This window comes from Rhizobium oryzicola (assembly GCF_030504645.1).
GTDB classification, from domain to species: Bacteria; Pseudomonadota; Alphaproteobacteria; order Rhizobiales; family Rhizobiaceae; genus Neorhizobium; species Neorhizobium oryzicola.
Genome location: NZ_JAUKWQ010000011.1, coordinates 158,531 through 178,085, shown reverse-complemented (window position 1 = coordinate 178,085; position 19,555 = coordinate 158,531). Strand labels below are relative to the sequence as shown.

General features: G+C 61.0%; 18 protein-coding genes and 1 pseudogene. 5 read left to right on the top strand and 14 right to left on the bottom strand.

The window, feature by feature from the left end; all coding sequences use genetic code 11:
* The coding region (locus tag Q2T52_RS23085) for a hypothetical protein (RefSeq protein WP_302079247.1) at window positions 1–198 on the bottom strand (198 nt) is incomplete at its 3' end.
* 17 nt (window positions 199–215) lie between these two features.
* On the bottom strand, window positions 216–2,354 hold the full coding sequence (gene scpA / locus Q2T52_RS23080; RefSeq protein ID WP_302079246.1) for a methylmalonyl-CoA mutase: 2,139 nt from the start codon (window positions 2,352–2,354) through the stop codon (window positions 216–218).
* Window positions 2,355–3,030: 676 nt separating this feature from the next.
* Here scpA and Q2T52_RS23075 point away from each other — a divergent pair.
* Window positions 3,031–3,300 carry a type II toxin-antitoxin system ParD family antitoxin gene (locus Q2T52_RS23075; protein WP_302079245.1) on the top strand — a complete coding sequence of 90 codons (270 nt, stop codon included), beginning with the start codon at window positions 3,031–3,033 and terminating at the stop codon, window positions 3,298–3,300.
* 246 nt (window positions 3,301–3,546) lie between these two features.
* On the opposite strand, the pseudogene Q2T52_RS23070 reads toward Q2T52_RS23075, so the two are convergent.
* The 7 genes and pseudogenes from Q2T52_RS23070 to Q2T52_RS23040 form a co-directional block, all read right to left on the bottom strand.
* A pseudogene (locus tag Q2T52_RS23070) lies at window positions 3,547–3,651 on the bottom strand (biotin/lipoyl-containing protein); the annotation flags it as partial.
* 339 nt (window positions 3,652–3,990) lie between these two features.
* Window positions 3,991–6,003 (bottom strand): acetyl-CoA carboxylase biotin carboxylase subunit, encoded by a 2,013-nt coding sequence (locus Q2T52_RS23065; protein WP_302079243.1) that lies wholly within the window; start codon window positions 6,001–6,003, stop codon window positions 3,991–3,993.
* Between the two features lie 4 nt (window positions 6,004–6,007).
* Complete coding sequence (locus Q2T52_RS23060; protein ID WP_302079242.1) at window positions 6,008–6,382, bottom strand: hypothetical protein; 375 nt, start codon at window positions 6,380–6,382, stop codon at window positions 6,008–6,010.
* A complete protein-coding gene (locus Q2T52_RS23055; protein ID WP_302079240.1) occupies window positions 6,382–6,927 on the bottom strand; it encodes an RNA 2'-phosphotransferase in 546 nt (181 codons plus the stop codon). Before Q2T52_RS23055 ends, Q2T52_RS23060 begins: the two co-directional genes overlap by 1 nt.
* A gap of 3 nt (window positions 6,928–6,930) precedes the next feature.
* A complete protein-coding gene (locus Q2T52_RS23050; protein WP_302079239.1) occupies window positions 6,931–7,308 on the bottom strand; it encodes a hypothetical protein in 378 nt (125 codons plus the stop codon).
* A gap of 73 nt (window positions 7,309–7,381) precedes the next feature.
* Window positions 7,382–8,275 (bottom strand): glutathione-dependent disulfide-bond oxidoreductase, encoded by an 894-nt coding sequence (gene yghU / locus Q2T52_RS23045; RefSeq protein ID WP_302079238.1) that lies wholly within the window; start codon window positions 8,273–8,275, stop codon window positions 7,382–7,384.
* Between the two features lie 89 nt (window positions 8,276–8,364).
* Complete coding sequence (locus Q2T52_RS23040; RefSeq protein ID WP_302079237.1) at window positions 8,365–9,897, bottom strand: acyl-CoA carboxylase subunit beta; 1,533 nt, start codon at window positions 9,895–9,897, stop codon at window positions 8,365–8,367.
* A 130-nt stretch (window positions 9,898–10,027) separates the two neighbouring features.
* Here Q2T52_RS23040 and Q2T52_RS23035 point away from each other — a divergent pair, with 130 nt between their 5' ends.
* Complete coding sequence (locus Q2T52_RS23035) at window positions 10,028–11,437, top strand: helix-turn-helix domain-containing protein (RefSeq protein WP_302079236.1); 1,410 nt, start codon at window positions 10,028–10,030, stop codon at window positions 11,435–11,437.
* A 45-nt stretch (window positions 11,438–11,482) separates the two neighbouring features.
* Here Q2T52_RS23035 and Q2T52_RS23030 read toward each other — a convergent pair whose 3' ends face one another.
* From Q2T52_RS23030 to Q2T52_RS23010, 5 genes are all read right to left on the bottom strand, one after another.
* On the bottom strand, window positions 11,483–13,207 hold the full coding sequence (locus tag Q2T52_RS23030) for an acetyl/propionyl/methylcrotonyl-CoA carboxylase subunit alpha (RefSeq protein WP_302079235.1): 1,725 nt from the start codon (window positions 13,205–13,207) through the stop codon (window positions 11,483–11,485).
* Window positions 13,208–13,226: 19 nt separating this feature from the next.
* On the bottom strand, window positions 13,227–14,831 hold the full coding sequence (locus tag Q2T52_RS23025) for a 5-oxoprolinase subunit B/C family protein (RefSeq protein WP_302079234.1): 1,605 nt from the start codon (window positions 14,829–14,831) through the stop codon (window positions 13,227–13,229).
* 10 nt (window positions 14,832–14,841) lie between these two features.
* The gene (locus tag Q2T52_RS23020; RefSeq protein WP_302079233.1) at window positions 14,842–15,609 is read right to left on the bottom strand and encodes a LamB/YcsF family protein; all 768 of its coding nucleotides are present in this window, start codon (window positions 15,607–15,609) and stop codon (window positions 14,842–14,844) included.
* A 20-nt stretch (window positions 15,610–15,629) separates the two neighbouring features.
* Window positions 15,630–16,889, bottom strand: a complete 1,260-nt coding sequence (locus Q2T52_RS23015; RefSeq protein WP_436799579.1) for an NRAMP family divalent metal transporter — start codon at window positions 16,887–16,889, stop codon at window positions 15,630–15,632.
* A gap of 262 nt (window positions 16,890–17,151) precedes the next feature.
* Window positions 17,152–17,754: a glutathione binding-like protein gene (locus Q2T52_RS23010; RefSeq protein WP_302079232.1), complete on the bottom strand. Its 603-nt coding sequence runs from the start codon at window positions 17,752–17,754 to the stop codon at window positions 17,152–17,154.
* A 97-nt stretch (window positions 17,755–17,851) separates the two neighbouring features.
* Here Q2T52_RS23010 and Q2T52_RS23005 point away from each other — a divergent pair, with 97 nt between their 5' ends.
* The 3 genes from Q2T52_RS23005 to Q2T52_RS22995 all read left to right on the top strand — a co-directional run bounded on the left by Q2T52_RS23005 (window position 17,852) and on the right by Q2T52_RS22995 (window position 19,543).
* On the top strand, window positions 17,852–18,223 hold the full coding sequence (locus Q2T52_RS23005; RefSeq protein WP_302079231.1) for a winged helix-turn-helix transcriptional regulator: 372 nt from the start codon (window positions 17,852–17,854) through the stop codon (window positions 18,221–18,223).
* A 51-nt stretch (window positions 18,224–18,274) separates the two neighbouring features.
* Window positions 18,275–18,748: an RNase H family protein gene (locus tag Q2T52_RS23000; protein ID WP_302079230.1), complete on the top strand. Its 474-nt coding sequence runs from the start codon at window positions 18,275–18,277 to the stop codon at window positions 18,746–18,748.
* A 129-nt stretch (window positions 18,749–18,877) separates the two neighbouring features.
* Window positions 18,878–19,543, top strand: a complete 666-nt coding sequence (locus Q2T52_RS22995; protein ID WP_302079229.1) for a GntR family transcriptional regulator — start codon at window positions 18,878–18,880, stop codon at window positions 19,541–19,543.
* The last annotated feature ends 12 nt before the right edge of the window (window positions 19,544–19,555 follow it).

Sequence of the window (19,555 nt, the reverse complement as noted above, 5' to 3'; positions counted from 1 at the left end):
CCTTTCAAGCCGGTTTTGCGCAGATCCTGTCCATGGCATCTCGGGCAATCCATCCGCGACCCTCCTCTCCAAATCACCTGCCGGAACCAAATAGAATCCCGAAAGCTGATTCTGTAAACACTGCCCCATCAAGGGGAGGTGGGGAAACCGTAGCGCCGTTGCGGCCATACAAAAACGGGAGGTGATAGAAATCTGCACGACTCCTCCAGCCCCGCTTACGCATTCCTTCTGCGCCCCTCCAGCAGATCCAAAATAGCTCGTGCCGCATCCAGCACATTGGTGCCGGGGCCGAAGACGGCAGCAACGCCGCAATCCAGCAGGAACTGATAATCCTGCCGGGGAATGACACCGCCCACCACAACGATCACGTCCTCAGCGCCCTTGGCCTTCAGCGCTTCGATCAACTGCGGGGCAAGCGTTTTGTGACCGGCAGCCAGCGATGACATGCCGACCACCTGCACCTTTTCCGAGACGGCAAGCGACGCCGCCTCTTCTGGCGTCTGAAACAGGGGACCGGCAATCACTTGAAAGCCGATATCGCCGAAAGCTGAGGCAATCACCTTCGCACCACGATCATGCCCATCCTGCCCGAGCTTCGCGACCAACATCTTTGGTTTGATACCCGTGGCCTTGGAAAATTCCGAAAGGCGACCGGTCAGCATCTGATATTCGGGATCATCTGCGTAAGCCGGGCCGTAAATATCCGTCACCACCTCAGGCACGGCGGTGTGATCGCCAAAGGCCTGGCGCATGGCATCGGAAATCTCGCCGACCGTTGCGCGGGCCCGCGCCGCTTCCACGGCGGCCGCCAGAAGATTGCCTTCACCGGTCTCCGCCGCCTCCTCCAGAACCGCAAGCGCCGCGGCAACGCGGGCCGGGTCACGCTGGCGGCGGATCTGCTCCAGCCGCTTGATCTGCGAATTGCGCACGGCGGTATTATCGATATCGAGAATGTCGATCGGCTCTTCGTTTTCCAGCCGGTACTTGTTGACCCCGACGATGATCTCCTCGCCGCGATCCACCCGTGCCTGACGCCGCGTCGCCGCCTCCTCGATCAGGCGCTTCGGCAGGCCATCGGCCACCGCCTTGGTCATGCCGCCCATGGCCTCGACCTCCTCGATCAGGCCCCAAGCCTTGTCGGCCAGTTCCTTCGTCAGGCTCTCGACGTAGTAAGAACCAGCCAGCGGATCGACCACCTTGGTCACGCCCGTTTCATGCTGCAGGATGAGCTGCGTGTTGCGGGCAATGCGCGCGGAAAATTCCGTCGGAAGCGCAATCGCCTCGTCCAGCGCGTTGGTGTGGAGAGACTGCGTGCCGCCGAGCACGGCCGACAGCGCCTCATAGGCCGTGCGGATGACGTTGTTATAGGGGTCCTGTTCCTGAAGCGAGACGCCCGAGGTCTGGCAGTGGGTGCGCAGCATCAGCGAACCGGGCTTCTTCGGCTCGAACTCTTCCATGATGCGCGACCAAAGCAGGCGCGCAGCGCGAAGCTTCGCCGCTTCCATGAAGAAATTCATGCCGATCGCAAAGAAGAAAGACAAGCGACCGGCGAACTCATCGACATTCAGACCACGGGCGAGTGCGGCGCGCACATATTCCCGACCATCGGCCAGCGTGAAGGCAAGCTCCTGCACCAGCGTCGCGCCGGCTTCCTGCATGTGATAGCCGGAAATCGAGATGGAGTTGAAGCGCGGCATCTCCTTTGCCGTATAGGCAATGATGTCGGCAATGATCCGCATGGAAGGTTCCGGCGGATATATATAGGTATTGCGAACCATGAACTCCTTCAGAATATCATTCTGAATGGTGCCGGAAAGCTGATCGCGCGAGACGCCTTGCTCCTCGCCCGTCACGATGAAATTGGCGAGGATCGGGATGACCGCGCCGTTCATGGTCATGGAGACTGAAATGTCCTGCAGCGGAATGCTGTTGAACAGGATCTTCATGTCCTCGACCGAGTCGATCGCCACACCCGCCTTGCCGACATCGCCCACGACGCGCGGGTGGTCGCTATCGTAACCGCGATGGGTGGCGAGATCGAAGGCGACGGAAACGCCCTGCTGACCGGCGGCCAGCGCCTTGCGATAGAAGGAATTGCTTTCTTCGGCCGTGGAGAAACCCGCATATTGGCGGATCGTCCATGGGCGGCCCGCATACATGGTGGCCCGCGGCCCGCGCACAAACGGCTTGAACCCGGGGAGGCTTTTCAGATGTTCGACGCCCGCAAGATCTTCCGCCGTGTAGAGCGGTTTCACCGGAATGCCCTCTGGCGTGTTCCAAACCAGCTTGTCGGGCGACGCCTTCAGCTCCTTCTCGGCCAGCGCCTGCCAGTCTGCGACGGTCTTTTTGGTCATCGGTTTCCTCCTCGACAAGCGCCTATGACCACGCGACCGGGTGGCCCGTGGCGTGTTTTTGTTCGGTTCGACTGCTCCGACGGAACAGGGTGATATCGGCCGGGGCGCTGAAAGCTGCCTCGTATTGGGTAGTATGGGTAGCACCTCTCAGCGCCCCGTTCGGTCGTTTCTGCCCGCGTGTGGGGTCCCTCTGACTGGAAGATCGGATCGAGCCGTTTGCCATCGCCGTTCCCGCTGGCTCTTTCGAACCGGCAGGCGGACAACGGGCGATGCGAGCCCGAACCCGTCTTCCCCTTGTGTGCCACACAGGCACGTCCGGCGCGCCGCTGGGTATTTCGGAGAGGCCGCGCTGACGTCCGACGCGCATCCTCTCCGCCCGTGTCGCCGGAGGGGGACTCAAGTTTCGCGGACCCGGATGATGAGGCTTTGCGTCTTATCCCCACAACCCGAACCGGCACCGCATCGCCGGCACGCCTGCCGGTGTATCCGCTGCGGAACGAAGTGATTGTTTCACAGGTTCGAAATGCGGGGAAAATGTCAGGTGATTTTTTTCCTAAGCCGTTGATATTGTTCGGTGCCGACGATGCGCTCGTCCCCCGGCTCCGTCCGTCGCTTTCCAGTTTGACGATGGTGGCACTCAGTAATACCATAAGGGAAACATCTGGATGGATCTGCCATGACCGTAAAGACCTCCGTATCGATTTCCGACCAACAGGACGCCTTTGCCCGCCGGCTGGTTGAAGAAGGCCGCTATTCCAGCGTGAGCGCCGTTGTGCAGCAGGGGCTAGAACTGTTGCGCGAGCAGACGGAAATGAAAGAGGCTGAACTGGCTGCCTTGAAAGCGCTTCTTGACGAGCGACGCAAGGGTCCGTTCCTGACGATGGAAGAAAGCAAGCAACAGATCCGCGAAATGATTGCCAGGAAGAAGGCGGAGTACGGCCTCTAGCAAACGGCCAGCTGTGAGATCCCATTCGATCATATTGACAGAGCCACATACCCCCCTCTGCCCTGCCGGGCATCTCCCCCACACGGGGGGAGATCAGCAGGAGGCGAGGCCTCAACGAAGATCGAGGTTGGCAACCCGGGTATCTCTTGAAACGATCAAGAGTATGCGGGAGGGTTCCACACCCGATCTCCCCCCGTGTGGGGGAGATGCCCGGCAGGGCAGAGGGGGGTGAAACCGCGCTTCGCATCACTCGAACTCCATGATCAACTCGTCCACCGCAAGGCTCTGACCGGCACTTGCCGCAACGCGCTTCACCACGCCCTTGCGCTCCGCCTTCAGCACGTTTTCCATCATCTCACCCACCATCCAGTGAGCTGATGTAAGAGCCATCCGTATCGAACCAGTGATACGTGAATTCTTCCCCTACGTTTCCCCGAAAATACTGACGGGAAACCTCGTAACCTTGGTTTATCGTTTTAGACGTGCACTTCAGGTTTCGGCCATTCATCTGTCTGTAACCCGCCAATTTATTATTCATAAATCGTTCGAAATAAGCATTGTCTGGCGGGCTTATGTGTGTACGCCAGAGGGACAGGCCGGCTGCGGCTACAAACATGATCAAGACAGTGATCAGGTTGCAGGTTATATAGATTCCAAACCACCTTGCAGCCCACGTCGCCCAAGCTTTCACTACTCGAACTCCATGATCAACTCGTCCACCGCGAGGCTCTGACCGGCACTCGCAGCAACGCGCTTGACCACGCCCTTGCGCTCTGCCTTCAGCACGTTTTCCATCTTCATCGCCTCGACGGTTGCCAGCGTCTGGCCTGCTTCGACCGTATCTCCCACCTTTACCGCCACGCCGGTAATCACCCCCGGCATGGGGCAGAGCAGCATCTTCGAGGTATCCGGCGGCAGCTTGACGGGCATAAGCTTTGCCAGTTCCGCGACGCGCGGGCTTCGAACGCGTGCCAATACATCCATGCCATTGGCGCGCAGGCGGATGGCGGAACCGATGAGATCCACCTTCACGCCGAGCTTGTTCCCGTTCAGCCGGAAATGGGCGTGGGTCTGGCCCGGATGCCAGGAGGCGGCAACCGTGACAGTCTCGCCGCCTTGGCTGAACGTGACAGCCTCTGCATCCGCGCCACCGGAAAGCGTCACGGCATGGCTGACATCGCCGAGCTTCACCACCCAGTCCTTGCCCACGACACGCGGATGGTTGCCGATGGTGCCAGATATCTGCGTCGCGCGCCCTTGAACCTGCGCATGGATGACGGCGGCAATGGCGGCCAGTTTTTGCGAGGCAGCGGCATCGGGTGAGACACCTGAAAAGCCCTCCGGAAACTCTTCCGCGATATAGGCTGTCGTTAACTTGCCTGAACGAAAGCGCTCCTGCCCCATGACGGCCGAGAGGAAAGGCAGGTTATGGCCGATGCCTTCCACCTCGAAATCATTGAGTGCCGCGGCCATGGCATCGATCGCCACCGCGCGCGTCTGCCCCCAGGTGCAGAGCTTGGCGATCATCGGGTCATAATACATGGAGATTTCCCCGCCCTCATAGACGCCGGTATCATTGCGCACCACCGTGCCGTCCGGCTGCTTGCCTTCGACGGGCGGGCGATAGCGGCTGAGACGGCCGATCGAGGGCAGGAAGTTGCGGAACGGATCTTCCGCATAAAGGCGGCTTTCAATGGCCCAGCCGTTCAGTTTCACATCGTCCTGAGCCAGAGCAAGCTTCTCGCCAGAGGCGACGCGGATCATCTGTTCCACGAGGTCGATGCCGGTGACGAGTTCGGTGACGGGATGTTCCACCTGCAGGCGGGTGTTCATTTCCAGGAAGTAGAACTTGTTGGCCTTGCCATCGACGATGAATTCCACCGTGCCGGCTGAATGGTAACCCACGGCTTTCGCAAGAGCCACCGCCTGCTCGCCCATGGCGCGGCGCGTCGCTTCATCGAGGAAAGGCGACGGTGCCTCTTCGATCACCTTCTGGTTACGGCGCTGGATGGAACATTCGCGCTCGCCGAGATAGAGGCAATTGCCGTGCTCGTCGCCCAGCACCTGGATCTCAATGTGGCGCGGCTCGGTCACGAATTTCTCGATGAAGATACGGTCATCCCCGAAAGAGCTCTTCGCCTCGTTTTTGGAGGACTGGAAGCCTTCGCGGGCTTCTGCATCGTTCCAGGCAATGCGCATGCCCTTGCCGCCACCACCGGCGGAGGCCTTGATCATGACGGGATAGCCGATGGACGCGGAAATCTTCACCGCCTCATCCGCATCCTCAATCAGCCCCATATGGCCGGGCACGGTGGAAACGCCCGCTTCCGCCGCGATCTTCTTGGAGGTGATCTTGTCACCCATGGCCTGGATGGCACCGACCGGCGGGCCGATGAAGGTCACGCCTGCCTTTTCCAGGGCCTGCGCGAACAACGGATTTTCTGAGAGAAAGCCATAGCCGGGATGCACGGCATCGGCACCGGTCTTTCGGATGGCATCGAGGATCTTGTCGATGACGATATAGGACTGCGAAGAGGGTGCCGGGCCGATATGCACCGCCTCATCGGCTTCACGCACATGCAACGCATTGGCGTCCGCATCGGAATAGACGGCGACAGTCTTGATGCCCATTTTCTTCGCCGTGCGGATGACGCGGCAGGCGATTTCGCCTCGGTTGGCAATGAGGATTTTGGTAATCGCCATGGATCTAGACCCCGCCCGTTTCGTCAAAGGCTTCCGGAAAATTCTTCCGCGCTGCCGCTTCATTGATCTTCAGCTTGGCGGTGTAGGATTGCGGATCGAAGCCACGTTCGGCGGCGATAACCTCCCGGCCGAACAGGCGACCCAAGCGCTCGCCATCCAGATTGCCGCGCTCGAACGGTTCCGCCCCGAAAAACTGCCAGAGCGCCTGCATGAAGCCGAGATCGGCCAACGCCACCGTCTGGTCCAGCGTGCGGTGGCGCGGCATAGCGATAAGCTTGGTCACCTTCGGGTTGGCGCGGCGTAGCGTGTATTGCCACTGCGTGCCGGGAAGGCCCAAGGGAAAGCCGCGATGCTTCGGCATTTCAGGGGTCTTTGCCATCAGCCCTGTTCCCCCAGCACTGCAAGATAAGCGGGCGGAACGCTATCCGTCAGCCAGACACCGTTCTCGGCCTGATAAAACTTGTGGCCATCGGCTTCCATTTGTCCTGCCATCACGGACAGAACAACCGGCTTCCCGTGGCGTTGGCCAACCCGTTGCGCTGTGGCCTCATCGCTCGAAAGATGCACTTGCTGACGGTTGAGCGCTCGCAATCCTTCTGCGAGGATCGCATCGAGAAAGCGGGTCGCGGTTCCATGGAAAAGAACCTTGGGCGGCTTGCTCGGCGCATGACCGAGATCGACCTTGATGGAATGGCCCTGCGCGGCGCGAATCTTCAGTCCATCCTCGGAGATCGTGAAGCGCTTCTTGTCGCTCTCGCGGACAATCGCCCTCAAACGCGCATCATCCAGGACGTGACCGGCGGCATTTGCCTTTTCGATGAGTTCTCCCATGCTCGCCCATCCCTGCTCATCGAGAGAAAGGCCTATGCTGTCTGGCGCGTGGCGCAGCACGTAACTGAGAAACTTGCTGATCTCGACAGACATGCTTCACACCTCGAACACGTCTTCGAAGGATTCCGGAAAATTCTGCCGCGCCACGCGCTCATTGATTTGCAGCAGCGCTTCATAGGATTGCGGATCAAAATCCTTTTCCACGGCCACGACTTCACGCCCGAACAGGAGACTCAAGCGCGCGGCATCCAGGTTGCCCCGCTCGAAGGGCTCCGTGCCAAAGTGATGCCAGAGCGCATGCAGGAAAGCCGCATCGATGCGATGCTCCTTCGTCCCGGGGCGGGCCTTACGGGGAATGGCCTTGAGCGGTGTCACGCCCTTGGGGTTGGCGCGGCGAATGGTGAACTGCACGCCGGTGCCCGGCATCCCGCCCGGAAAGCCTCGGTGTTTCGTCATTTCGGGCAGATTGGCCAAGGTCAGTCTCCAGAGTCTTTTCTTGTTGTCGGAGCCTGCCTCTCAAAAGAAGAGGCAGGCCATGATCTTTACGTTAAAGGGTCAGGCCATCGAAATCGGATGCGGAATGACGCTCGGGAAGGAATTTGCCGGGATCGCCCGCTGCCTTGTTGACGATGGAGCCACGCTTGACGGCCGGACGCTCCGCAAGCTGCTTGGCCCAGCGCACGACATGCTCATACTCGGCAGTGCTGAGGAATTCGCCGGCATTCGGATAAGACTGGTCAAGCGCCAGGCGTCCATACCAGGGCCAAATCGCCATATCGGCAATCGTATACTCGCTTCCGCCGACAAACTCGTTATTGGCCAGCTGGCGATTCAGCACGTCCAGCTGACGCTTGGTTTCCATGGCATAGCGGTCGATGGCGTATTGGATCTTGACAGGCGCATAGGTGTAGAAATGGCCGAAACCCCCGCCGACGAAAGGCGCCGAGCCCATCTGCCAGAACAGCCAGTTCATGGCCTCCGCGCGGGTGCGGACATCCGTCGGGAGGAAGGCATCGAATTTTTCGGCGAGATAGACGAGGATGGAGCCGGATTCGAACAGGCGCAACGGTTCGCCGCCGCCCTTCGGATTATGGTCCATCAGCGCCGGGATCTTGGAATTGGGGTTCACGCCCACAAAGCCGGAGCCGAACTGGTCGCCCTTGCCGATATTGATCAGCCAGGCATCATATTCCGCGCCCTGATGCCCTGCCGCCAGAAGCTCTTCCAGCAGGATCGTCACCTTCTGCCCGTTCGGCGTTCCCAGAGAATAGAGCTGCAACGGATTGTTGCCGACCGGCAGTTCCTTCTCATGCGTGGCACCTGCAATCGGGCGATTGGTGCTGGCAAAGGCGCCGCCATTGCCGGGCTCCCAGGTCCAGACTTTTGGCGGCTCGTAACCGGCAGGCAGGTTCTTTTCGGGCGGAAATTTGGGATCGCTCATGGGATATCAAATCCTTGTTTCGTGAAGAGCACGCCAGGGAGGTCGGCGCTGCCCTCATGATATAGGTGGAAGGGCAGCCAGCGCGACCCTTACAAGGGGATCGTGTCGTGCTTTTTCCAATGGGTCGTGACCTGCTTGTTGCGCAATGAAGCAAAGGCGCGCGCGATCCGCCGCCGTGAGGAATGCGGCATGATGACCTCATCGATGAAGCCGCGCTCAGCCGCGACGAAGGGGTTTGCAAACCGCTCCTCATATTCCCTTGTCCGCGCGGCAATCTTCTCCGCGTCACCCAGTTCAGAGCGATAGAGGATTTCGGTGGCACCCTTGGCCCCCATCACGGCAATTTCCGCGCTCGGCCAGGCATAGTTGACGTCGGCACCGATATGCTTCGAGGCCATCACGTCATAGGCGCCGCCATAGGCCTTGCGGGTAATCAGGGTCACCATCGGCACGGTGGCTTCCGAATAGGCAAACAGAAGTTTGGCGCCGTGCTTGATCACGCCGCCATATTCCTGTGCGACGCCAGGCAGAAAGCCCGGCACATCAACGAGCGTCAGGATCGGGATAGAGAAGGCATCGCAGAAACGCACGAAGCGCGCCGCCTTTCGCGAGGCATCGATATCCAGGCACCCCGCCAGCACCATAGGCTGGTTGGCGACAACGCCCACCGTCTGCCCCTCCAGCCGGATGAAGCCGGTGATGATGTTTTTCGCGAAGGCTTCCTGAATCTCGAAGAAATCACCCTCATCGGCAATCGCGTAGATGAGTTCCTTCATGTCGTAGGGCTTGGTGGCCGAATCCGGGATCAGGCTATCAAGCCGCATCTCGATGCGGGCCGGATCGTCGAAGAAGGGCCGAACCGGGGGTTTTTCGCGGTTGTTGAGCGGCAGGAAATCGAAGAGCTGGCGCACGGCTTCCAGCGTCTCGATGTCGTTCTCATAGGCCGCATCGGCCACCGACGATTTCTTGGTGTGAGTGGAAGCGCCGCCCAACTCTTCCGCCGTCACGATCTCGTTCGTGACTGTCTTCACCACATCCGGACCGGTGACGAACATGTAAGAGCTATCGCGTACCATGAAGATGAAATCGGTCATGGCGGGAGAATAGACCGCCCCACCGGCGCACGGCCCCATGATGACGGAGATCTGGGGAATGACGCCGGATGCTTCCGCATTGCGACGAAACACTTCCGCGTAACCGGCGAGCGACGCCACGCCTTCCTGAATACGAGCACCACCGCTGTCGTTCAGGCCGATGACCGGCGCACCGACGCGCACGGCCATATCCATGATCTTGCAGATCTTTTGCGCATGGGTTTCAGAAAGCGAGCCGCCGAGGACGGTAAAATCCTGGCTGAAGACATAGACCTGACGGCCATTGATGGTGCCCCAGCCGGTGACGACACCATCGCCCGCCACCTTCTGGCCTTCCATGCCAAAATCAACGCAGCGATGGGTGACATACATATCGTATTCTTCAAAGGAGCCCTCATCGAGCAGCACCTCGATGCGCTCACGTGCCGTCAGCTTGCCCTTGGCGTGCTGCGCATCAATACGCTTCTGGCCGCCGCCGAGACGCGCTTCCGCCCGCCGTGCTTCCACTTCGCTCAAAACTGCGCGCAATGCTGCCTCCCTTGAATCTGCAATCCCTTGTATCGCGTTGAACGTGCAGGTGAAACATGGATTTTGGTTGAAGAGGTGGCAATGTATAATCTATAAATATGCAAATTACATTTTGCGAAGTTGCGAACTCATGGCGATAGGCAAACTCTATATCGGTCGAAAGGTTCGGGATGTCCGGGAGGCGGCACGGGCCACGCAATCCCAGTTCGCAGAACGGCTGGGCATCTCGACAAGCTATCTCAACCAGATCGAAAACAATCAACGCCCCGTCTCCGCCGCCGTTCTGCTGGCGCTGGCGGAGAAGTTCGGCGTCAGCATCACCGACCTTTCCTCCGGCGAAGGCGACCGGCTTCTCTCCGCACTGTCGGAAGCGCTGTCCGATCCGCTGTTTGAAGGATACAGCGGCAGCCTGCAGGACCTGAAGCTGGTGACGCAGAACGCTCCGGCGATTGCCCATGCCCTGATTGCCGCGCATCAGGCCTACCGCCGCTCTAGCGAGCAACTGGCCAGCATGGACGACCGGCTGGGCCGCGCAGCTCTCAGCGAAACCACGCCGTATGATGAGGTGCGGGACTACTTCCATTTCGTCGACAATTACATCCACGACCTGGACGTGATGGCCGAAAGGCTGGCAGGCGAATTGAAGCTCGGCGGCGGCGAGAACCATGTGGCTCTTCAGCAATTTCTGGCTGATCGTTTCGGCGTAAGCGTCGAGCGCACGGCATTGAAGGACGAGTTGATCCGAAGCTTTGACCCGGTGACGCGGCGCCTGTCGTTGAACGCCTATGCCACGCCCGCCACGCGTGATTTTCAGATGGCGCTGCAGATCGCCCAACTCCACGCAAGGGACGTGATCGACCGCATTGCCCGCGAAGCCGGTTTTCGCACAGCCGAAGCGGTGGAGATCTGTCGCATCGGGCTGCAGAACTATTTTGCCGGGGCCCTGTTGCTGCCTTACGAAAACTTCCTGAAGCGCGCCCGCGAACTGCGCCACGATCTGGACCTGCTAGCCGCGCAATTCGGCGCCAGCCTCGAGCAGATCTGCCATCGGCTCAGCACGCTGCAGAGGCCTGGACAGAAGGGTATTCCGATCTTCTTTGCGCGGGTGGATCGCGCCGGAAACATCACCAAGCGCCACAGCGCGGCAAAACTTCAGTTCGCGCGCTTCGGGGCCGCCTGCCCGCTCTGGAATGTGCATCAGGCTTTTGAAATGCCCGGACGCATCATCCGGCAACTGGCGGAAACCCCTGACGGCGTGCGCTATCTCTGCCTCGCCACGCAGATCACCAAGGGAAGCGGCGGCTTCCGCGCCGTTCAACCCCGTTATGCGCTGGCGCTCGGCTGCGAGATTTCCTACGCCGACAACTTCGTCTACGCGGACGATCTGGACATCGATAATCGCGCCGCCTTTGAGCCCATTGGCATATCCTGCCGCATCTGCGAACGGCACAACTGTCCGCAGCGGGCCGTGCCGCCGCTCAAGAGTCGGCTGGCGGTGGACCATGACAACCGCTCGATCGTGCCCTATCGGATCTTGTAACAGTGACCCGGCGCATGGTTCGCCGGGCCCGGTTCGAACGGTGAGCTATTCGATGCGCCCGAGAACCGCCCCGGCAGCAAGATAGGCACCCTCCTCCGCCACACGGCGGAAGGTGCCGGCGCTTGTCGCCGTCACGCGTGTTTCCATCTTCATGGCTTCCATGACAGCCAGGAGATCGCCTTCGGCCACCGTCGCCCCATCCTCCACCTTGAAGGATTGGAGATTGCCGGAAATCGGTGCGGTGACGGCAGCCTTATCCACGGGCGCTGTGGCCTCGCCGGTCGGTGCAGAGGCGTTGACACTCCCGAGCCCCGCCAGCAGCATGGCCGGGATGCCCAGCGCATGGCGCTTGCCGTCGATCTCGATGACGGTGCGGATCAGGCCTGCATCCTCGACCGGTTCCGGCCGTGACTGCGCCTCCAGCCTCTCGGCAAAATCCGTCTCGATCCAGCGTGTGTGAACCTTGAAGCCATCGACGCCGGTAAAATCGTCCGTTTCGATGGCAGCACGGTGGAAAGGCAGAACCGTCGCCACACCGTCGATCTGGAATTCCTTCAGCGCGCGCCGCGCCCGGCGGATCGCCTCCTCACGGGTGGCACCCGTGACGATCAGCTTCGCCATCAGCGAATCGTAGAGGCCCGGCACGGTGGAGCCGGAGACGACGCCGGTATCCAGGCGCACGCCCGGACCAGACGGCGGATCGAAGCGGGTAATCGCGCCCGGCGTCGGCAGGAAACCGCGGCCGGGATCTTCCGCATTGATGCGAAACTCGATCGAGTGACCGCGGGGTACCGGCGTCTCCGTCACCGTCAGGCGCTCGCCCCTGGCAATGCGGAACTGCTCGATCACGAGATCAATGCCCGTCGTCTCTTCTGTAACGGGGTGTTCCACCTGCAGGCGGGTATTCACCTCCAGGAAGGAGATGGTGCCATCAGTGCCGAGCAGGAATTCCACCGTGCCTGCACCGGAATAGCCGGCGCCTGCGCAGATGCGCCGCGCCGCCTCGTGGATCTCATTCCTCTGCGCGTCGGTGAGAAACGGTGCTGGCGCTTCCTCGATCAGCTTCTGGTTCCGCCGCTGCGCCGAGCAGTCGCGCGTGCCCAGCACCAGCACATTGCCGTGCTTGTCGGCCAGCACCTGCGCCTCAATGTGGCGCGGACGGTGCAGGAAACGTTCCAGGAAGCACTCGCCACGGCCGAAGGCCACCGTCGCTTCGCGCACGGCGGATTCGTAGAGATCGCCGATCTCCTCCATCTTCCAGGCGACCTTCAACCCGCGACCGCCACCACCATGGGCGGCCTTGATGGCAACAGGCAGACCATGTGCTTCCGCGAAGGCGATGACTTCGGCGGCGGACGACACAGGGCCATCGCTGCCGGCCACCAGCGGCGCGCCGACGCTCGTTGCGATGCGGCGGGCTTCCACCTTGTCGCCCAGCGCCTCGATCACATGCGGATCAGGCCCAATCCAGGTGAGGCCTGCATCGATCACGGCACGGGCAAATTCGGCGCGTTCCGACAGGAAGCCGTAGCCGGGATGCACGGCATCCGCGCCCGACCGGCGGGCAATGGCAATCAGCTTGTCGATGTCGAGATAGCTTTCGGACGGCTTGGCGCCGCCAAGACCATAGGCCTCATCCGCCAGGCGCACGAACAGCGCATCGGCATCCGGCTCGGAATAAACGGCGACGGAGGCGATACCGTAATCCCGGCAGGCGCGGATGATGCGCACGGCAATCTCGCCGCGATTGGCGATCAGCACTTTCTTCATGAAATTTCTCCTCAGAGGGTCACGCGCTTGCACGCGCTGCGGGCACGATCTCGGCAAAGGGCGAGATGGGCCGGAACTTTATCTTCGCATTGACCGGGATCTGCCCGGCGAGATCGAGGTGGTATTCCGCGACATTGCCGATGACCGGATAACCGCCAGTCAGCGGGTGGTCGGCCAGGAACAGCACCGGCTGGCCGCTATGCGGCACCTGGATGGCGCCTGTCGCTGTGCCTTCGCTCGGCAGTTCGGCCGAATCCTTGCGCTCGATCGAAATATCGCCGGAGAGGCGAATGCCGACGCGGCTCGATTGCGGCGTCACCTGCCAGAGCTGACTGGTGAGCGTCTCCAAGCCTTTTTCCGTGAACCAGTCCGTGCGGGGACCGAGCACCACATCCAGCGTCACGACCTCCCCCGCCTTTGGCAGCGCGAAGGCCGGCTGCTCGCCGAGCGAAACGCTGGAGAGACCGGATACCTCGCCATTCAGCTTCAGGACTGCGCCGCTACCGACCGCATCCGGGCCGACAACCGCCAGCGTATCGGTCGACACGCTGCCGAGAACCGGCTCCACATTGAAGCCGCCACGCACCGCCAGATAGGCCCGCATGCCGGATGCCGCGTGGCCGATCGTCACCCTGTCGCCCGGTTCCAGCGAAACAGGCTGATAGGTTTTCGACACAAGCCGTCGGTCGCTGGCATCGCGGATGTCGACAGGACAATCGGCCCCGGTGACGGCGATGACCGTGCGGGCCGTCGCCTCAAACACGAGGCCGCCCCAGGTCACTTCCAGACAGGCGAAGTTGAAGGGATTGCCGACAATGCGGTTTGCCGCCTTCAGTGCCCCCTGATCGAGCGCCCCGGAGGCGGACACGCCCTGCCCCGTCTGGCCGAAACGGCCGAGATCCTGAAACACCGCCGGTAGCGGCGAGGCCGTCACCTTGAAGGCCGGCCCCTCTTCTGCTGCTGGCTGAGCCGTCTCGATTGTGGTGACTGCGGGAGCAGCGGTCTGCGGACGCTTGGCGAGATCGAAGAATCGCACGCGATGGCCGGGCTGGAACAGCGCCGGCGGATTGCGCGACAGGTCCCACATCTGTTCCGGTGTCGTGCCGATGATCTGCCAGCCGCCGGGGCTTGCCTGCGGATAGACGCCGCTGAAAGCGCCTGCGAGGGCCACAGAGCCCGCTGGAATGCGGGTGCGCGGGCTTTTCCGGCGCGGCACATGAAGCGCGGGATCGCCACCGACGAGATAGCCGAAACCCGGCGCAAAGCCGCAAAAGGCCACGGTGAAGGTGCTTTCCGTGTGGCGGCGGATGACCTCCTCCACGGAAAGGCCGGTAAGGACTGATACTTCATCCAAATCTTCGCCGTCATAAATGACGGGAATTTCCACGAGCGTTTCCGATGGCGCGAGCTTGGCCGAAAGGTCACGGATGGAAATCTCCGCCGCAATCTCGGCGGCAGATATCTTTTCCGGACGGTAGCGGATCATCACCGTGCGGGCGGCAGGAACCATTTCCTCAATGCCGTCGACAGGATCGGCATTCAACGAGGCAAACAGCGCCAGCGTCTGGTCGAGATCGGCAAGCTCCACCAGAAGCGTGGTGAGGCTGACGGGTAAAAAGCGCATGACGATGCTTTCAAGCTTCCGAAACAAACGAACGGACGGCGATGCCTTCCGCCTCGAAGCGCTGGCGCAGCGCCGCGGCAATCGCGACCGCTCCGGGGCTGTCGCCATGCACGCAGATCGACTGGGCATCCACCTTGATGGTGGAGCCGTCGATGGCGGTCAGCGTGCCCTCGCGGGCCAGCTGCAGCATGCGGTTCGCAATCTCCTGCGGATCATGCAACACGGCGCCGGCTTCGCGGCGGGACACGAGTTCGCCCTGAGGCGTATAGGCGCGGTCCGCAAAGGCTTCCGCGACAACGGCAAGACCGGACTTGCGGGCAAGATCGAGGATCGGCGCACCGGCGAGCCCCATCAGGACGAGCGTCGGGTCGATCGCCTTGATGCCGTCGATCACCGCCTGGCCCTGCTTTGCATCGTTGGCGATGCGATTATAAAGCGCGCCATGCGGCTTTACATAGCGCACTTTGGAACCGGCGGCTGCGGCAATGCCCTGCAGGGCGCCGATCTGATAGATGACATCGGCGATCAGCTCACCGCTCGTGACATCCATGTCGCGCCGGCCGAAGCCGACACGGTCGGGATAGGAGACGTGAGCGCCGAGGACGACGCCCCGTTCGACGGCTGCCTTCACCGTCTTCAGGATACCGGCGGGATCGCCGGCATGGAAACCGCAGGCCACATTGGCGCTGGAGACGATGGACAGCATGGCGGCGTCATCGCCCATGCTCCAGGCGCCATAGCTTTCCCCGAGGTCGCTGTTCAGATCGATAGCAGCCATCGCATATCCTCCCTTATCTATTAAAGGCCCAGCAGAGCGAAGATCGGTCCGATGGACTTGTAGCCCATATACCAGGTGAGCGCGCAGGTGAGCACACCAAGACCGAGCAGCCAACGGGGATACTGATAGCCGTTCATGAGGTCGGCGCGCTTCCAGGCGGCATACATGAAGATCGACAGGCCGATCGGCAAGACGAGACCGTTGAGGCCACCGACAAAGACCAGCATGGCAGCGGGCGGCGTCGTCATCAGCACGTAGCAGATCAGCGAGAAGGCGATGAAGCCGACCGTCGCGAAATTCCGATGACGCTCGGTCATGTCCTTCTTGAAGGCGGTCAGGAAGGAGACGGAGGTGTAGGCGGCACCGATGATGCTGGTCATGGCGGATGCAAGCAGAACGGCGCCGAACAGGCGGAAGCCGATATTGCCGGCAGCGGCGCGGAAGGCCTGGCCCGCCGGGTTTGCAGCCTTGCCGGAGAGGTCGATCGCCACGCCACTGGCGACAACGCCGAGGATGGCAAGAAACAGGATGTAGCGGAGCACGCCGGTGATTGCGATGCCGCTGAAGGCCGCGCGGTTGACGGCGGCGATGTTTTCGACGCCGCCCATGCCGCGGTCGAGCAGGCGATGCGCACCGGCATAGGTGATGTAGCCGCCGACCGTACCGCCAACAATGGTGGTGATGGTGGCGAAGTCGATGGTGTCAGGCAGAACCGTCTGACGGAGTGCCTCGGCCACCGGAGGACCTGAGACAATCGCTGCATAAACGATCAGCGCCAGCTTCACAAAGGCGGCGACGAAGACCACCCGGTCCATGGCAACACCGGCACGACGCGACAGGAAGATGCCGATCGCGGCCAAGGCACCAATCGCGCCGCCGATCTTCGGGTCGAGGTCCAGCATGGCGTTAAAGCCGAGGCCCGCGCCGCCGATATTGCCGATGTTGAAGAACAGGCCGCCGATGATGACGAGAACAGCCAGGAAATAGCCCGAGCCCGGTATGGCCGCATTGGCGATGTCAGAGGCGCGCATGCGAGTGACGGCAACGATGCGCCAGATATTCGCCTGCACCACGAAATCGATCAGGATCGACACGATGATGCCGAAGGCGAAGGCCGCACCGAGTTTGACGGTGAAAGTGGCGGTCTGGGTGATGAAGCCGGGTCCGACGGCGGACATCGACATCAGGAACATGGCCGATAGCAGCGCATAGCGCTTCTTGCGGGCGGTGTCGGCAGCGCTAGCACCCTCCGGGGCCATCGCGAGCTTGTTCGTCTCCATGGCATTCTCCTTTTTACCTTCAACCGCCCCTCTGCGGATGATCCATGTCACAATGCTGCCATGTTCCTCACGAGTGTCAAGATTGTTGAACAATAATTTCTTTATCGATCATCAATTTGTTCGTTTCGTAGCCGCATTGCCATTGCATTGAGCGGATCTTGCCAATGGGTTGAGCAAACGGCGGCGTCCTGCGGGTGCCTCCGGACGATCGGCCGCTCCCTTTCGATGAAGCGACCTCCTGCAATGCCCGCCAAGCGGCCTGCTACAGACCTTCTTCCGCCAAGGCCCGGACCACGGACGGCCGCGTCTTCAGGCGGTCGAAGCTCGCTTGCAGATTATCCGGCAGCTGGACCCCAGTCTTCGGCACGACCGTCAGAACCCAGTAGAGATAGCAATCCGCAATGGTGAAGGTGTCACCCACCAGGAATTCCCGATCAGCCTGTTGCGCCGAGAGGATCGCGAAATTCCCGGTCAGCTTTTCCCGCGCCCTCGCCTTCTCGACCTCCGGGAAATTTCGGAAGAAAGGTTGATAGGCGGAGTGGATTTCGGAGCTCATGAAGGCGAGCGCTTCCAGCACACGCCAGCGCGCCAGCCCCTGCGGAAGCAGTTTTCCTGCCCTCTCGGCTATGTAGTTGAGGATGACCGGATTCTCCGTCAGGATTGACCCGTCCTCCAGTTCAAGCGCGGGGATGTAACCCTTCGGATTGAGGGAGAGAAAGTCGCGTCCATCCGCTGTCTTCTTCTCGTGGTTGATGGGCACGGCCGTATAGGCAAGGCCGGCCTCGATCAGCGCGATGTGGTCTGCAAGGCTGCAGGCGGCCGGGTAGTAGAACAGCTTCATCGTGGTCTCCGTGGTTTCGACCATCTCCCGGATTGTCCGATGAGCGGTCTAATTGGTTGACCACAGCCATTTATGAGACCACAAATTCACCGTCAAAAGCATAAATTTGCGAGGTAGTCAGATGGATGTGACCACAGCGCACGCCGCAGGCGACTGCAGAAGTGTCAGCGAAATCCTCAGTCGCGTGGGCGACAAGTGGACGATCCAGGTCATTGTCGCGTTGAGGCAGGGGCCGGCACGGTTCAACGGGATGAAGCGCCAGGTCAACGGCATTTCGCAACAGATGCTGACGAGGACGCTGAAAGCCCTGGAACGGGATGGAATGGTAGTGCGAACGGTGCACCACAGCACGCCGCCACAGGTGGAATACCGGTTGACCGAGCTTGGGTTTTCGCTTTCCGAAACGGCCAGGCAGCTGGCCGAATGGGCGACGCTGAACAGCGACGCGATCGCGCAAAATCGTATCCGTTATGATGGGCGTGATCGGCCCTGATATGAGCGTCAATTGTAACACGGCCCCGATGCCCGTTGGGGAGATGGATCGATGAGCGGCAATATCGATGTCTACATCGATGGCTCGTTTTGCCCGGACACGAAACTCGGCGGCTGGGCCTTTGTTGTTTACCAAGATGGCGCCGAAACAGAATCGCAGTCCGCGTCGGCCAAGGCATCCGGGAACGGCGAGATGGAACTGGCAGCCTTGTGCGAGGCGCTCCAATGGCTCAGACAACAGACATGCGGACCGCAAACCACGATATGGTCAGACTCACACTATGTTGTCGAAGGCTGCAACCGGCTCCTGAAGATCTGGAGATCCAATGGGTGGAAGCGGGTGACCGCCAATAGCCGTGAGCGCAAGCGTTGGATACCCGACCGTCATCAGTGGCAGGTCATCGACGATGACCTTAACGCGCTGTCCTGTGTCAGCATTGCATGGTGCAAGGGACATGCCGAGGTGGAGGGCAACGAACGCGCAGACGATCTTGCAAGACGAGGCGCGCTCGGCGGCAAGACATAGCTCAATCAACTGCATGGCGAAGTTGTCATATTGTCCCGATGCGTCAAGGCGAGTAAGGCAGTGCGCAATAGTGGCGCCGCATCCGGCGCAGATGGAAAATGCGGCTAGCTTTGGCCGGACGGAGCGGGAATGGCAGAGCAGGATTTGGGCCTGACACTGGCGCAGCGATTGGCAGAAGCCATTCGCGACCGCTTGATTGCCGGTGAATTGAAGCCCGGCCAGCGTCTTTCCGAAGCAGCCCTGGCCGCAAGCCTGGACGTATCGCGCAATTCGCTGCGGGAAGCCTTCCGCCTGCTGACGAAGGATGGCCTTCTGCGCCATGAGCCGAATCGCGGCGTCTTTGTTGCAACGCCCAGCATGGCATCCATCATCGACATCTACCGCGTGCGCCGCATGGTGGAATGCACGGCCCTGGCGCAATCCTACCCCAAACATCCCGCAGTTTCCCGCATGCGCGAGGCTGTGGAGCTCGCGATCGAACACCGCAACACGAAAAACTGGGTGGGTGTCGGCAGCGCCAATATGGCCTTCCATGCGGCGATCGTCGATCTCGCCGACAGCCCGCGACTGAATGCCTTTTATGCGCAAACGGCCGCCGAACTTCGCTTAAGCTTCGGCCTGCTGGATGATCCCGAATTCCTGCATGCCCCCTACCTGGATCTCAACCTGCAGATCTTGGCGCTGCTGGAAGAAGGCAAACCGGCTGAGGCTGCGGCGCTCCTCGGTTCCTATCTCGACCGTTCAGAGCGAACGGTGCTTGCAGCCTTCGCACGCGCGGTCGATAATACTGGCTGAATTCCCGCAGGG

Bases quoted from the DNA above. Each gene is read 5' to 3' on its own strand.
- Q2T52_RS23000 (WP_302079230.1), top strand. From the start codon at position 18,275: ATGAGCGGCAATATCGATGTCTACATCGATGGCTCGTTTTGCCCGGAC.
- yghU (WP_302079238.1), bottom strand. From the start codon at position 8,275: ATGAGCGATCCCAAATTTCCGCCCGAAAAGAACCTGCCTGCCGGTTAC.
- Q2T52_RS22995 (WP_302079229.1), top strand. From the start codon at position 18,878: ATGGCAGAGCAGGATTTGGGCCTGACACTGGCGCAGCGATTGGCAGAA.
- Q2T52_RS23005 (WP_302079231.1), top strand. From the start codon at position 17,852: ATGGATGTGACCACAGCGCACGCCGCAGGCGACTGCAGAAGTGTCAGC.
- Q2T52_RS23065 (WP_302079243.1), bottom strand. From the start codon at position 6,003: ATGGCGATTACCAAAATCCTCATTGCCAACCGAGGCGAAATCGCCTGC.
- Q2T52_RS23060 (WP_302079242.1), bottom strand. From the start codon at position 6,382: ATGGCAAAGACCCCTGAAATGCCGAAGCATCGCGGCTTTCCCTTGGGC.
- Q2T52_RS23035 (WP_302079236.1), top strand. From the start codon at position 10,028: ATGGCGATAGGCAAACTCTATATCGGTCGAAAGGTTCGGGATGTCCGG.
- Q2T52_RS23075 (WP_302079245.1), top strand. From the start codon at position 3,031: ATGACCGTAAAGACCTCCGTATCGATTTCCGACCAACAGGACGCCTTT.
- Q2T52_RS23025 (WP_302079234.1), bottom strand. From the start codon at position 14,831: ATGCGCTTTTTACCCGTCAGCCTCACCACGCTTCTGGTGGAGCTTGCC.
- Q2T52_RS23030 (WP_302079235.1), bottom strand. From the start codon at position 13,207: ATGAAGAAAGTGCTGATCGCCAATCGCGGCGAGATTGCCGTGCGCATC.
- Q2T52_RS23020 (WP_302079233.1), bottom strand. From the start codon at position 15,609: ATGGCTGCTATCGATCTGAACAGCGACCTCGGGGAAAGCTATGGCGCC.
- Q2T52_RS23015 (WP_436799579.1), bottom strand. From the start codon at position 16,889: ATGGAGACGAACAAGCTCGCGATGGCCCCGGAGGGTGCTAGCGCTGCC.
- scpA (WP_302079246.1), bottom strand. From the start codon at position 2,354: ATGACCAAAAAGACCGTCGCAGACTGGCAGGCGCTGGCCGAGAAGGAG.
- Q2T52_RS23010 (WP_302079232.1), bottom strand. From the start codon at position 17,754: ATGGTCGAAACCACGGAGACCACGATGAAGCTGTTCTACTACCCGGCC.
- Q2T52_RS23055 (WP_302079240.1), bottom strand. From the start codon at position 6,927: ATGTCTGTCGAGATCAGCAAGTTTCTCAGTTACGTGCTGCGCCACGCG.